At 64.7% G+C, this 13,067-nt stretch carries 12 protein-coding genes; 7 read left to right on the top strand and 5 right to left on the bottom strand.

Going from position 1 to position 13,067, the window contains the following annotated elements; all coding sequences use genetic code 11:
- Nucleotides 1-126: 126 nt before the first annotated feature.
- Entirely contained in the window at nt 127-1,410 is a 1,284-nt protein-coding gene (locus GA0061098_RS18635; protein ID WP_091959007.1) for a cystathionine gamma-synthase family protein, read from the top strand.
- Between the two features lie 71 nt (nt 1,411-1,481).
- Here the strand turns inward: GA0061098_RS18635 and GA0061098_RS18630 are convergent, their stop codons facing one another.
- Nucleotides 1,482-1,898 carry a CHRD domain-containing protein gene (locus GA0061098_RS18630; RefSeq protein WP_091959004.1) on the bottom strand — a complete coding sequence of 139 codons (417 nt, stop codon included), beginning with the start codon at nt 1,896-1,898 and terminating at the stop codon, nt 1,482-1,484.
- A 157-nt stretch (nt 1,899-2,055) separates the two neighbouring features.
- On the opposite strand from GA0061098_RS18630, the gene GA0061098_RS18625 reads away from it, so the two are divergent.
- The gene (locus GA0061098_RS18625; RefSeq protein WP_091959001.1) at nt 2,056-2,982 is read left to right on the top strand and encodes a c-type cytochrome; all 927 of its coding nucleotides are present in this window, start codon (nt 2,056-2,058) and stop codon (nt 2,980-2,982) included.
- A gap of 1 nt (nt 2,983) precedes the next feature.
- Here the strand turns inward: GA0061098_RS18625 and GA0061098_RS18620 are convergent, their stop codons facing one another.
- Nucleotides 2,984-3,229, bottom strand: a complete 246-nt coding sequence (locus GA0061098_RS18620) for an Lrp/AsnC ligand binding domain-containing protein (RefSeq protein WP_018317369.1) — start codon at nt 3,227-3,229, stop codon at nt 2,984-2,986.
- A 95-nt stretch (nt 3,230-3,324) separates the two neighbouring features.
- Nucleotides 3,325-5,307, bottom strand: a complete 1,983-nt coding sequence (locus GA0061098_RS18615; protein ID WP_091958998.1) for a hybrid sensor histidine kinase/response regulator — start codon at nt 5,305-5,307, stop codon at nt 3,325-3,327.
- A gap of 313 nt (nt 5,308-5,620) precedes the next feature.
- Between GA0061098_RS18615 and thiD the strand changes: the two genes are divergently transcribed.
- From thiD to GA0061098_RS18595, 4 genes are all read left to right on the top strand, one after another.
- Complete coding sequence (gene thiD / locus GA0061098_RS18610; RefSeq protein ID WP_091958995.1) at nt 5,621-6,421, top strand: bifunctional hydroxymethylpyrimidine kinase/phosphomethylpyrimidine kinase; 801 nt, start codon at nt 5,621-5,623, stop codon at nt 6,419-6,421.
- 342 nt (nt 6,422-6,763) lie between these two features.
- Nucleotides 6,764-7,576: a UDP-2,3-diacylglucosamine diphosphatase gene (locus tag GA0061098_RS18605; protein ID WP_091958992.1), complete on the top strand. Its 813-nt coding sequence runs from the start codon at nt 6,764-6,766 to the stop codon at nt 7,574-7,576.
- Nucleotides 7,577-7,590: 14 nt separating this feature from the next.
- Nucleotides 7,591-8,634, top strand: coding sequence for a glycosyltransferase family 4 protein (locus tag GA0061098_RS18600; RefSeq protein ID WP_091958989.1), 1,044 nt, complete (start codon nt 7,591-7,593; stop codon nt 8,632-8,634).
- Between the two features lie 157 nt (nt 8,635-8,791).
- On the top strand, nt 8,792-9,775 hold the full coding sequence (locus tag GA0061098_RS18595) for a threonine/serine dehydratase family protein (protein WP_091958986.1): 984 nt from the start codon (nt 8,792-8,794) through the stop codon (nt 9,773-9,775).
- A gap of 331 nt (nt 9,776-10,106) precedes the next feature.
- Here GA0061098_RS18595 and GA0061098_RS18590 read toward each other — a convergent pair whose 3' ends face one another.
- Both GA0061098_RS18590 and GA0061098_RS18585 read right to left on the bottom strand, forming a co-directional pair.
- Nucleotides 10,107-11,888 carry a caspase family protein gene (locus tag GA0061098_RS18590; protein ID WP_165637457.1) on the bottom strand — a complete coding sequence of 594 codons (1,782 nt, stop codon included), beginning with the start codon at nt 11,886-11,888 and terminating at the stop codon, nt 10,107-10,109.
- Between the two features lie 276 nt (nt 11,889-12,164).
- A complete protein-coding gene (locus tag GA0061098_RS18585; protein ID WP_091958981.1) occupies nt 12,165-12,548 on the bottom strand; it encodes a VOC family protein in 384 nt (127 codons plus the stop codon).
- A gap of 149 nt (nt 12,549-12,697) precedes the next feature.
- Between GA0061098_RS18585 and GA0061098_RS18580 the strand changes: the two genes are divergently transcribed.
- The gene (locus GA0061098_RS18580; RefSeq protein ID WP_165637456.1) at nt 12,698-13,057 is read left to right on the top strand and encodes a hypothetical protein; all 360 of its coding nucleotides are present in this window, start codon (nt 12,698-12,700) and stop codon (nt 13,055-13,057) included.
- Nucleotides 13,058-13,067 lie beyond the last annotated feature (10 nt).

Below are 13,067 nucleotides of genomic sequence, written 5' to 3'. Positions count from 1 at the left end.
GAGCAGCTATCTTGGCTGCAGTCGCCGCGGCATTGACGTGAGCTGTTGGAAATTGGCGCATCTCGCTCCCGACGGTCTCATCAGGAGTTCCATGGCGCGGCTTCAAGCAGAACAGCGAGACAGGCCATGGCAAAACCGTTTCCGTCGAAGACCCACATCGGCAACCATATGCTGCATCCCGAAACCTTGATGCTGACCTATGGCTATGATCCGCAGCTGTCGGAAGGCGCCATCAAGCCGCCGGTCTTCCTGACCTCCACCTTCGTGTTCAAGACCGCCGACGACGGGCAGGACTTTTTCGATTTCGTCGCCGGCCGGCGCGAGCCGCCGGAAGGCATGGGCGCGGGCCTGGTCTATTCGCGCTTCAATCATCCCAACAGCGAGATCGTCGAGGACAGGCTCTCGATCTACGAACGCACCGAGAGCTGCGCGCTGTTCTCGTCCGGCATGGCGGCGATCGCGACCACGATCCTGGCTTTCGTCCGACCCGGCGACGTCATCCTGCACTCCCAGCCGCTCTATGGCGGGACGGAAACGCTGCTGACGAACACGCTGGCCCGCCTGTCGATCGGCGCCGTCGGCTTCGCCGATGGGATCGACGAAGCCGCCGTCAAGCAGGCCTCGGAGGAGGCCATGGGCAAGGGCCGCGTTTCGATGATCCTGATCGAAACCCCGGCCAACCCGACCAACGGCCTGGTCGATGTCGCCATGATCCGCCGCATTGCCAATTCCATCGGAAAGGCCCAGGGACACACGCCGATCATTGCCTGCGACAACACGCTGCTCGGGCCGGTATTTCAGCGGCCGATCGAGCACGGCGCCGACATTTCCCTCTACTCGCTCACGAAATATGTCGGTGGTCATTCGGATCTGATCGCGGGCGCCGCGCTCGGCTCGAAGACGCTGATGAAAGGCATCAAGTCGCTCCGCGGCGCCATCGGCACCCAGCTCGATCCGCATTCCTGCTGGATGATCAACCGCTCGCTCGAGACGCTGAGCCTGCGCATGGAAAAAGCCGATGCGAATGCGCGCCTCGTGGCGGATTATTTGCGCGATCACCCCAAGGTGGCCAAGGTCCACTACCTCGGTCATCACGAGGAGGCCTCGCCGGCCGGGCGTGTGTTCGCGCGGCAATGCCTGGGGGCGGGATCCACCTTCTCGTTCGACATCGTCGGCGGCAAGGACGCTGCGGTCAAATTCCTCAACGCGCTGCAAATCCTCAAGCTGGCGGTGAGTCTCGGCGGCACGGAATCGCTTGCGAGCCTGCCCGCGACCATGACCCATTCCGGCGTTCCCGCCGACATCCGCCAGAAAATCGGCGTGCTCGATTCCACGATCCGGCTCTCGATCGGCATCGAGAACCCCTCCGACCTGATCGCCGACCTCACGCAGGCGCTGAACGCGGCTTAGGCGCGGCCGGATCGAAAAGGCCGGACGCCCCTCCTGCGCCCGGCCTTCACGCAACGAAGCAGCGTCGCGGCTTACTTCGTCACCTGACCGCGGATCTCGCCGCCCGGATTGGCCGCGGTGTGGATGTTGACGTAGAGCTTGCCGCCGAGCAGATCGGCAGCCTGCGCGTCGGTCAGCGTCGCTTCGCCCTTCACGGGGCTGGCGGTCGCATTCGGGATCGCGAGCGCGACGCCGGCGTTCTTGCCGGCCTCCGCGGGGCCGTGGAAATGGGCGGCGGTAGCAGGGCCGGAGAGCCCGGAGTAGGTGACCGTCCACGACAGCTTCTTGCTGGCGGCATCATAGTCCAGATCGGCGGTTCCGGTGCCGCTGGTGGTCGTTGCCGGCACCTCGGACTTGCCGTCGAGCGTTGCTTTCAGCTTTTCGGCGCTGGCCGGACCTGCAAAGGCAACGACACCAAGCGCTACGGCGGCAATGACGGTCTTGTTCATGACTTTCTCCCTGCTGAAACCCGTTCGGGCTGCCAAACTTTCCAACAGCCGGCATTTCAGTTTATTCCCGTTTCCGGCCAGGGCGGGCTAAATTCTTCGTGGCTGGAGCCGCGGCGACATCGGTCTTAGGTTCGCCGTGTCGAGTGAATGGATACCCATGTTGCAACGAACAATTCTCGCAGGGCTGCTCGCCGGCTTCATTGCTGTCGGCGTCTATTGGTGGCTCAGCGCGCCGGTGGTGGCGGCCGTGGGCAACGCGCCGGCCCATGTGGCGAATCTTGCCAATGGCGAGGCCATGTTCAACGCCGGGGGCTGCGCGTCGTGCCATGCCACGCCCAACCAGCCCGACCGTGTCAGGCTCGGCGGCGGCGTCGCGATCAAGTCGCCATTCGGAACGTTCTACGCGCCGAATATCTCTCCCGATCCGAACGACGGCATCGGCAAATGGACCGACGCCGATTTCGTCAACGCGGTGATGCACGGGGTTTCGCCAGGCGGGCAGCATTATTTTCCCGCCTTCCCCTATACGTCCTATCAGCACGCAAGGCGCGAGGACGTGCTCGATCTCTTCGCCTATCTGAAGACGCTGCCGCCTGTTGCCGGCAAGGTGCGTGACCACGATGTCGGCTTTCCGTTCAACATCCGCCGCAACGTGGGCATCTGGAAATTCCTGTTTCTGGACGACAAGCCGCTCGTTGCCGACGCCACCAAGTCGCCGCAATGGAGTCGCGGCGCCTATCTCGTCAACAGTTTTGGCCATTGCGCCGAATGCCATAGTCCGCGCAACGCGCTCGGCGGCATCAGCCGGGGCCAGCGCTTTGCCGGCGGGCCCAATCCGGAAGGCGAGGGCTGGGTGCCCAACATCACCCAGAAGAGCCTCGGCGAATGGAGCGCGAAGGATCTTGCCTATTTCCTCAAAACCGGCGAATTGCCCGATGGCGACAGCGCCGGCGGCGCGATGAAGCGTGTGATCAAGAACACCTCGCAATTGTCCGAGGCGGATATTGCGGCGATGGCGGACTATCTCAAATCGCTGCCGCCGGTCGAAGGTCCGCCGCGGCCCAAGCGCAAGGAAGCTGGTTAGCTCAGCTGGCGCCGAACGCCTTGAAGGTGATGATGGTCAGGGTGTCCTGGATGCCCGGCAGCACCTGCACCTTCTCGTTGACGAAATGGCCGATGTCGGTGTCCTTGTCGACGTAGAACTTCACCAGGAGGTCGTATTGGCCGGCCGTGGAGTAGATCTCGGAAGCGATCTCGGCTTCGGCAAGCGCATTGGCGACCGTATAGGACTGGCCGAGCTTGCATTTGATCTGGACGAAAAAAGGAACCATCGCGGGCACTCCGAAAGCGTATCTGGCGGCTAATAGGCCAAACTCGGCACCATTTAGCAAGCGGACTTGCCGGCCACCAGATGCCGGCCCCACGCCTAGGAGGTCACCACCGCCGCGGCGAATGCGTCTCTGAGCCGCTGGGCGAGTTCGACCTTGCGATAGGGCTTGGTCAGCACGATCGCCTGCGCATGCGCGTGGCCCTGCTCGACCAGGGTCTCCAGCGCGTAGCCCGAGGTGAACAGGACCGGCAGACCGGGGCGAATCCGGCGCGCCTGGTCGGCGAGCTCCCAGCCGCTCATGCCGCCGGGCATCACGATGTCGGTGAACAGCATGTCGATACCGGGCTCGGTACGCAGCTGCTGCAAGGCCTCCTTGCCGTTGACCGCGGCAACGACGCGATATCCGAGAGCTTCCACCCTGCGAATGGCTGAGGAGCGAACGAACGGATCGTCCTCGGCGATCAGGATCGTCTCGTATCCTCGGGGCGCCGCGTCCTCGCCATCGGAAAGCTCGGCGTGCGATGATCCGATGTCCGCGCGCGGCAAATAGATCCGGACCGTCGTCCCAAGGCCCGGCTCGCTGTAGATCGAGACGTGGCCATTGGATTGCTTGGCGAAGCCATAGACCATGCTGAGCCCAAGGCCCGAGCCCTTGCCGACCTCCTTGGTGGTGAAGAACGGCTCGAAGGCGCGCCGGGTGACCTCGGGCATCATGCCTTCGCCGTCGTCGGTGATCGAGATCAACACGTAGCTGCCGGATGCGACTTCGGGGTGAAGGGCGCGATAGTCGTCGTCGAGTGTCGTCAACTCCGTGCTCAGGGTCAGGTGGCCACCGGCCGGCATGGCATCCTGCGCATTGAGCGCAAGGTTGAGCACGGCGGATTCGAGCTGGGCCCGATCCGCGAAGGCCACGATCGTGCCGGGCCTGGAGGCCGTCCTGATCTCGATGTCCTCGCGCAAGGTGCGCTTGAGCAGCTTGAACATGGACTCGAGCAGGCCGCGGCAATCGATCGTCTGGGGCTGCAGCAACTGGCGGCGACTGAATGCGAGCAGGCGCTGCGTCAGCTCGGCACCCCGTTCGCCCGACTGGCAGATGTCCTCGGAAAAGCGGCGCAGGTCGGGCCTCGCCTTGAGCTGCTCGCTCAGGTGCTCGGCGTTGCCGATGATGACGGTGAGCAGGTTGTTGAAGTCGTGGGCGATGCCGCCGGAGAGCTGGCCGACCGTCTCCATCTTCTGCGCCTGCTGGAGCTGCTGCTCGGTCAGCTTGCGCGCGGTCAGGTCGTGGACGATGCCGACGAAGATCAATTCGCCGTCCTGCCGGGTCCGGCCGACCGACACGTCCATCGGAAAGGTCGATCCGTCCTGGCGCAGGCCGATGGCCTCGCCGGCGGTCGCGAAATGCCTTGCGTGGCTGTCGGGCGCCGTTCCCGCCGCGGGCATCAGCATCCCGACGTTCCGGCCCATGACCTCGTCGGCAGAGTAGCCGAACAAGCGCTCGCAGGCCGGATTGAACAGCAGGATGCGGTCCTGCGCGTCTAACAGGATGACCCCGTCGACCGCGGTCTCGACGATCGCGGTGAGGCGCGCCACGCTCTCGCGCATCGCGCGCTGGGCGTCGCTGACCTGTTGGAGCAGCAGCGTCGCGTCCCGGCTCTTGATTTCCTCCTCCTCGAGCGCGGCCTGGACCTGCCGCAGCTCGAACGGCGAGGGGATCGTCAGGATCTTCGGCAGCAGCGGCCAGAGCGCGCCCGCCGTGACCACGGATGCCACCGCGGTCGCCGCCTTGACCATGCCCTCGATGCCATAGACCGGGACCCAGAGCGTGTAGATCGACAGCACATGGGTCAGGCCGCACGCCATGATGAAGATCGCGAAGGCCCAGTAGACCCAGCCAAACTTGAGGTCGCGCCGCTTGGTGACCAGAATCGCAAGGGCAAACGGAATCGAAAAATAGGCGGCCGCGATGCAGGCGTCCGAAACGACGTGAAGCCAGATCAGCTCAGGCTCCCACAACAGGCAGATGCCGTGCGGCGACAGCATGGACGAGTCGAGGAGACGTTCAAAAAAGGCCCACATCATTCCACCCCAAGATTCCGTTCCAGGCGGCTTGCGGGCCGGGAGCCCGCAACATGGGTGTCGCTGGACAGTTCCACTCTCACCTCGCGCTCTTCGGCGAAGCAGGTGAGGTTCGAGACTATACCAAGGGTCCAGCGCGGTTGCATTTTCAAGTCCGCACGATTGCGGGGCGAGTCGGCCCGCTGTTTGCCTGATTCGCAGGGAATACACGGCGTCGCGAATCACTGTCGGACACGGCTCGGCGCGCTTGCCGGTGTTCCACGGCCGCGCTAGGACAGGCCATGGCGGTGTCCGTATCCAGCAAAGGTGTCCGGCGATGACGACCCCGGTCGCACTCACCATCGCGGGCTCCGATTCGAGCGGCGGCGCCGGCATCCAGGCCGACCTGAAGACCTTTGCCGCGCTCGGCGTCTATGGTGCCTCCGCCATCACGGCGCTGACGGCGCAGAACACGCGCGGCGTCACCGGCATTCATGCGGTGCCGGCCGAGTTCGTCACCGCGCAGATCGATGCGGTGTTTTCCGATCTCGACATTGGCGCGGTGAAGATCGGCATGGTGGCCCAGGTCGCCAGCATCGATGCAATCGCGGCCGCGCTGTCGCGCTGGAGGCCGAAGCACGTCGTGCTCGATCCCGTGATGGTGGCGACCTCCGGCGACCGCTTGCTGGCATCCGAGGCCGTCGACGCCCTCCGCACAAAACTGATATCGCTGGCGTCGGTGATCACGCCCAATCTGCCGGAAGCCGCGGCTCTGCTCGACGAGCCGGTCGCGGCAAGCGAGGCCGAGATCGAAAGCCAGGGGCGTCGCCTGCTGGCGCTCGGCTGCCGTGCGGTCCTGATCAAGGGCGGACACGGCGAGGGCGCCGAGAGCACCGACTATCTCGTCACGTCCGAAAGCACGATCGCGCTTGCGGCGCCGCGCGTTGCCACACGCAACACCCACGGCACCGGCTGTTCATTGTCCTCGGCGGTCGCGGCGGGACTCGCCAAGGGCGAAGGTCTGGAGCTTGCCGTGCGCAACGCCAAGACCTGGATCAGCGCGGCCATCGGCGCCGCCGACCGCTTCACCGTCGGTCATGGCCACGGGCCGATCCATCATTTCCACAAGTTCTACTGAGGCGGGCACCATCTGAGCGCACGCCTCGTCCTTCGAGACGACCGCTGCGCGGTCTCCTCAGGATGAGGCTAAGCAGCACCGTGCCCATTGAAACTTCTGCCGCGCATTCGGTCCTCATCCTGAGGAGACCGCCTAAAGCGGGCGTCTCGAAGGATGGCCCCAGGAACCGTTCTCAAAGGGAAGCGCGGGTCCTTGCGGCCCCCTGCGGCGCCATGTCGCCTGATTGTCGCATGCGACTGATATTCGCGGGGAGGGCGAGGCAAAGCGTGATTCGTATCTGAAGGTGCCTCAAAAGTTCAATCGGTCATCCCCCTGTCACGGGACATTGTTACAGGCTGGCGCATGGGAAGTTACGATGTGAGTGACGAGAGCCCGGAGCGGCGCTTTCGCACGTTGTTCATCTCCGACGTTCATCTCGGAGCCCGCGGTTCTCAAGCCGATCTTCTGCTCGACTTCCTGCGCTACCATGATGCCGACACGATCTATCTGGTCGGCGACATCGTCGACGGCTGGGCGCTGAAATCGAGCTGGAACTGGCCGCAATCCCACAACGATCTCGTGCAGAAGCTGCTGCGCAAGGCGCGCAAGGGCGCCAAGGTCGTCTACATCCCCGGCAATCACGACGAGTTCCTGCGCAACTATTACGGCACGCATTTCGGCGGCATCGACGTCGTCGAGAACACCGTCCACACCGGCGTGGACGGCAAGCGTTATCTCGTCATCCATGGCGACATCTTCGACCTCGTGGTGCAGAACGCGCGCTGGCTCGCCCATCTCGGCGACAAGGCCTACGACTTCGCGATCCAGATGAATCGCTTCGTCAACTTCTTCCGCCGCCTGTTCAAGGTGCCCTATTGGTCGCTGTCGCAATGGGCCAAGCAGAAGGTCAAGAACGCCGTCAACTACATCGGCGCTTTCGAGCAGGCGCTCGCCGCCGAGGCGCGGCGCCACGACGCCGACGGCGTGATCTGCGGCCACATCCATTACGCCGTGATCCGTGACGAGGACGGCATCCGCTACATGAATTGCGGCGACTGGGTCGAGAGCTGCACGGCCCTGGTCGAGCACGACGACGGCCATTTCGAGATCATCACCTGGGCGGATCATTTGCAGAAGCCGGCACAAGTCCCGCAGGTTGCAGCCAGAGCTGCATAACAGAGGCCCGCCTGATGCGCATCCTGGTCGCGACCGACGCCTGGCACCCGCAAGTCAACGGTGTGGTTCGGACGCTGACCAAGCTCGCCGACGCCGGCAAAAGCCTCGGCGTCGAATTCACATTCCTGACACCGCAATCGTTCCGCACCTTTGCGATGCCGAGCTATCGCGACGTGCGTCTGGCGATGCCGCGTCCGGCGCGCATTGCGAAGCTGATCGCGGAGGCGCGCCCCGACAGCATCCACATTGCGACCGAAGGGCCGATCGGCCTGATGGTCCGCCGCTATTGCCGCCAGCGCAGGCTGCCGTTCACGACCAGCTTCCACACCCGCTTTCCCGAATATGTCCGCGCCCGCGTGCCGGTGCCGGGCTCGCTGATCTGGCGGGCGCTGCGCCGCTTCCACAGCGCCAGCCGCGCCGTGATGGCGGCAACGCCGGCGCTCGCCCGCGAGCTGACCGAGCGCGGCTTCGACAATGTCGTGCTGTGGCCGCGCGGCGTTGACACCCAGCTGTTTCATCCCCGCGCCATCGATCTCTGCCTGCCGGCGCCGGTGTTCCTGTCGGTCGGCCGCGTCGCGGTGGAGAAGAATCTCGAGGCCTTCCTCGATCTCGATCTGCCCGGGACCAAGGTGATCGTCGGCGACGGCCCCGCGCGCGCCTCGCTCGAAGAGGCCTATCCCGATGCGATCTTCCTCGGCGAGAAGCATGGCGAGGAACTGGCTGACATCTATGCGGCCGCCGACGTCTTCGTGTTTCCGAGCAAGACCGACACGTTCGGCCTGGTGCTGCTGGAGGCGCTCGCAAGCGGTCTGCCGGTGGCCGCTTTCCCGGTGAAGGGCCCCCGTGACGTCATCGGCGAGGCCCCGGTCGGGGCCCTCGATCACGACCTGCGCAGCGCCTGCTTCGCGGCGCTGGATATCTCCCGGCAGGACTGTGTCGAATTCGCCGCCAATTACACCTGGGAAGCCTCGGCGAGGGCCTTTGTGGCCAGCATCGAGGCGGTCAGCGCGGTGCTGCCTGGCCGGAACGGCGCGGAACAGCCGCGCTTCGTGGCCTAGAGCTATCTCGATCCGATGGATCGAAATAGCTCTAGATTCTTGTTTTGACGCGTTTTCTTCACGCGAACCGGCTTCCACTTCGCTCGAGAACGCTATGGGAAAATCCTCGCGCGGAGGTGTCTTGCCCGGGCCTCATCGGCCGCGATAACATTCGGCCATGACCGAAGAGCTCCTCCCGATCGGCCCCGCCGATATCGACGCCGCAGCGCGCGTGATCGCGCCCTACGCCATCCGCACCCCGCTGTTGTCCTTTCCCGTGCTCAACGAGCGCGTCGGCGCCAAGGTGTTCTTGAAACCGGAGATGCTCCAGCGCACCGGCTCGTTCAAGTTCCGCGGAGCCTTCAACAAGGTGTTCTCGATCCCGCAGGACAAGCGCGCCGGCGGCGTCGTCGCGTTCTCCTCCGGCAACCACGCCCAGGGCGTGGCGGCAGCGGCAAAAATCCTCGACATGCAGGCGACTATCGTGATGCCGGCGGATGCGCCGCTGTCGAAGCGCGAGCGCACCAAATCCTATGGCGCCGAGGTCGTGCTGTACGACCGCGACCGCGACGACCGCGAGGCGATCTCGCGCGGCATCGCCGAGAAGCGCGGCGCGACGCTGGTCAGGCCCTATGACGATCCCTTCGTGATCGCGGGGCAGGGCACTGCCGGCCGCGAGATCGCGGAAGACATGGCAACGCTCGGTCTCAGCCCCGACATCGTGGTGGCGCCGGCGTCCGGCGGCGGCTTGATCGCGGGCGTCGCGACCGCCGTGAAAGCGCGCTATCCGCAGGCCCAAATCGTGGTGGCCGAGCCCGAGGCGTTCGACGATCACGGCATCTCGCTGAGCGCAGGACATCGCGAGCCGCATCCGCCGGCAGGCCGCACCATCTGCGACGCGCTGATGGCCCTGATCCCGGGCGAGATGACCTTCGCGATCAACAGCAAGCTGCTCGCGCGGGGCGTCACCGCGTCGGACAAGGAAGTCGGCGCCGCCGTCGGCTTCGCCTATCGCGAGCTGAAGCTCGTGGTGGAGCCGGGCGGCGCGGTGGGGCTGGCCGCGCTGCTTGCGGGGCGTCTCGATGTTGCCGGCAAGAACGTCGTCATCGTGCTCTCCGGCGGCAACGTCGACGCGGATCTGTTCGCCGAGCTGGTGGCCTAGCCCGTCATTCCGGGCCCAGTGCGTTGCGGCTAGGGGACGCGCCCGACGACTAGGCGCGTCCCAAGTCTGCGCCCCACGGCGCATCCCGGAACGACCAAGAACTGACATGAAGAAGGGGCAGAGCGTCGCCGCTCTGCCCTTCTATGTGTTTGTCGATCTTGTGGATCGAACTAACCGCTTACTCGATGCAACCTCTCCCGCTTGCGGAGGAGGTCGGCGCGAAGCGCCGGGTGGGGGCTCTTTCCTTTTGGGGATTGTCCCGTTGTGGAGAGACCCTCCCCCCAACCCTCCCCCGCAAGCGGGGGAGGGAGCGCACCTTCTCCTTGCGCGATCAGTGCATGAAGCCGCCGCGACGGTTACCGCCATTGTTCATGCTCGGCGCCTGGTTCATCGACTGCCGGAAGTTGTTGTTGACCGTGCGGTTCGGCATTGCGTTGAGCTGCGGGCGGTTGTTCTGGACGTTGTTCTGGACCTGCACCTTGTTCACCGGGTTGTTGTTGATCTTCACGCCGTTGTTGACGCGGATCGGGTTGGTCTGCGTCTGGACGTTGACCGGTTTCGTCTCGACCTTCGTGCCGCCCTTGCCGACATTCACCGGCATGCTGACGATCTTGCCGGGGGTGCCGTTGCCGGCGTCCGGCTTGGTGTTGGTCGCCGGCAGGGTCACGATCTTGCCGATGCCGCCATTGTTGGTGGTCGTGTTGGTCGGCGCAGGCAGGGTGACGATCTTGCCCGGGGTCTGCGACGGCGTGCCGTTCGGCTGTTTGTTGCCCGAGGGCAGGTTGCCGATCTGGCCCCCATTGCCGAGCTTGCCGATGACATTGCCATCGACCGGCTTCTGCACGACCGGCAGATTACCGTTGATCTGTCCGCCATTACCCTGCTGCAGCGGCATGTACTTCGGTTGGCCGAGATTGCCGATCTTGAAGGTCGGGGTCACGTTCTGCGGCGCCAGGAACTTGGTCGCCTGCATCAAGGGGATCTGCTTCGGCTGCATCTGGAGCTTCAGCGCCATTTGCGCATAGGGGCTGGTGCCGTAGCTGTCATAGAAGGTCTTGTAGGCAACTGGCGAGTTCACGAGCACCGCCTTGTGCCAGGCCTGCGAGAGCAGGATGTTGTTGAGCAGCCAGCGGACGTGGTCGCACAGCGGGTCGTGCGGATACATCTGGATGAACTCCTGATAGTATTCCGGCCGGCCCTCGGACACGACATAGTCATAGGCCTGGCGGGTCGAGCGGCTCGGCAGGTTGGAGGCCATCTGCACGACCGGCGCTTTCACCGGGGCGCGGTTGGCGGCAACCGCGGTGTCGCCGAAGAAGGTGAAGTCCGAGGTCAGCGAGGAGCTCTCCCACGGGATCTGCGCACCGCTGGTGGACTGGTTCACCTGCAGGCGCACGCGCTTGAACAGCTGCTCGATCGGCACGTTGGGTTCGCGCGCGACGTTCAGGAACGCTTGCGTGTAGGGGCTGTGACCGCCGGTGCCGTCGAGCGCTTCGGCGCCCGGTGCGGTCGAGTAACCGACAATCGAGCCGTTCGGCGCATCGACGATGGCAAGGCCGCGGCCGGCGTCATTGACATCAGGGAAGGGGTTGTTGCGGCAGGCATCGAGGATGACGATGCGCATGCGGCTCGGGATCGTCTCCAGCGTCGACATCACGTCGACCAGCCGCACCGAATTATTGACGAGCTCGGTCTGGCTCGACACCTTGGCGTCGACGGGAACGAGATAGTTCTCGCCGGCGAGCTGCACGCCGTGACCGGCGTAATAGACCATCGCCACCGTGTTCGGACCGCGCGCGGATACCTTGGCGGAGAAGTCCTGCACCACGCGGAGCATGTCGTTCTGGGTCAGGTCGGTCGCGGCAACCACCTCGAACCCGGCGGAGTTCAGGAACTTCGCCATCGACTCGGCGTCATTGTCGGGATTGGCGAGCTGCGGCGCGTTCTTGTAGTTCGAATTGCCGATCACCAGCGCCACCCGCTGTTCCGGGCCCTGCAGCGCGGTGGGGGCCGGCTCGACCGGGGCAACTTGCGCGGAAACAGGGCCGCAGGCGAAGCCGAACAGGCTTCCCACAAGGCTGGCTGTCATCAGGAAAGGCTTTAGGCGGAACATGGCGTGCTCCTTTGGCACTGATCTCGATGCGAGATTGGTTGCCGGGGAGCCTCGCCGCGTTCGAGCTTGAGGTCCGTGATCCCCCTCACCATGGTGGCCTTGCGTGATCTGAATCACGCTCGGAACCTGCTATGGTGAACGATCGATAACGGGAACTGCCGTCACATGCTGAAGTCGATCGATCCGAGCCTGACGCCCGACCTGCCTGCTGGCCTCCATGGGCCACGGCGACGATCTCGGCTATGGCTGCTTCCTGATCAGGAAGGGCGTGATCAGCTAGCGGGATTGGCGCATCAGCTGCGAGGGCCAGCCAACCCGGACGAGAAGGCCCTCGGGGCCGTTGATGCCGACTTCATACATGCCCCATTCGCGGTGACGCAGCACGCCGCCGGGCCGGATGATGAGATCGTCCACGCGCGCGGCAATGGCCTCGACCTCGGGCGTGCGAATGAAAATGCCAAAGGGATTGTGCTCCGGCACGCGCCACGGGCCATCGCCGGCTTGCGTGAGATGCACCTCGCATCCCCAACCGCTCATGATGACATAGCCGGCATCGCCACCGATGCGCGCAAAGCCGAGCCGCTCCCAGAACGGAATTGCGGCGGGAAGATCGTTGCTGGGAACGATCGCAAAGGCGCCGACGCGCGGGCTCTCAGGCATTCGGTCACTCCGGCACATGCAAGCGGTCCGCGCCGCGTTCACGCTGCGCGTTGCGAGCTTATCAAGAGCGACCGCTCGGCAGAACCAGCGAAACGTCCCGCACTCGAATTTGAATGGTCATCCCTCGATCCACTGTCTATGGTCGATCCATGTCTCGCCTTGTGTGTCTATTCGTTGCTGTCATCCTGTCGCTGCTGCCGGCTGTCGCGTCCGCTGAGCCAGCTCAAAAGCGTCCCAAGCCCGTCTGGAAAGGCTACGGCTTCCTGCCGGGCTATCGTCAGCCGCTAAGCAACAGCATTCCGCTCTACAAGCAGAAGGACGCGATGCGTCGCCTCGCGCGCAACGACCGCCGCCACTGGTACATCGATCCGGTTCCGCAATATTATCGCTGGGACGGCGAGTGGCACTATTTCGGCCGCCCCGGCTTCAACGGCGGCCGCTACAACGGCGGCAGTTTTGGCCCGTGCTGGACGCGCACGCCGATCGGCGCGGTGTGGAATTGCGGATGACCGGGCGCGC

It is taken from the genome of Bradyrhizobium shewense (assembly GCF_900094605.1).
GTDB lineage: Bacteria > Pseudomonadota > Alphaproteobacteria > Rhizobiales > Xanthobacteraceae > Bradyrhizobium > Bradyrhizobium shewense.
Note: the sequence above shows the minus strand (reverse complement) of the source record. Positions and strands in the feature narration are given on the sequence as shown.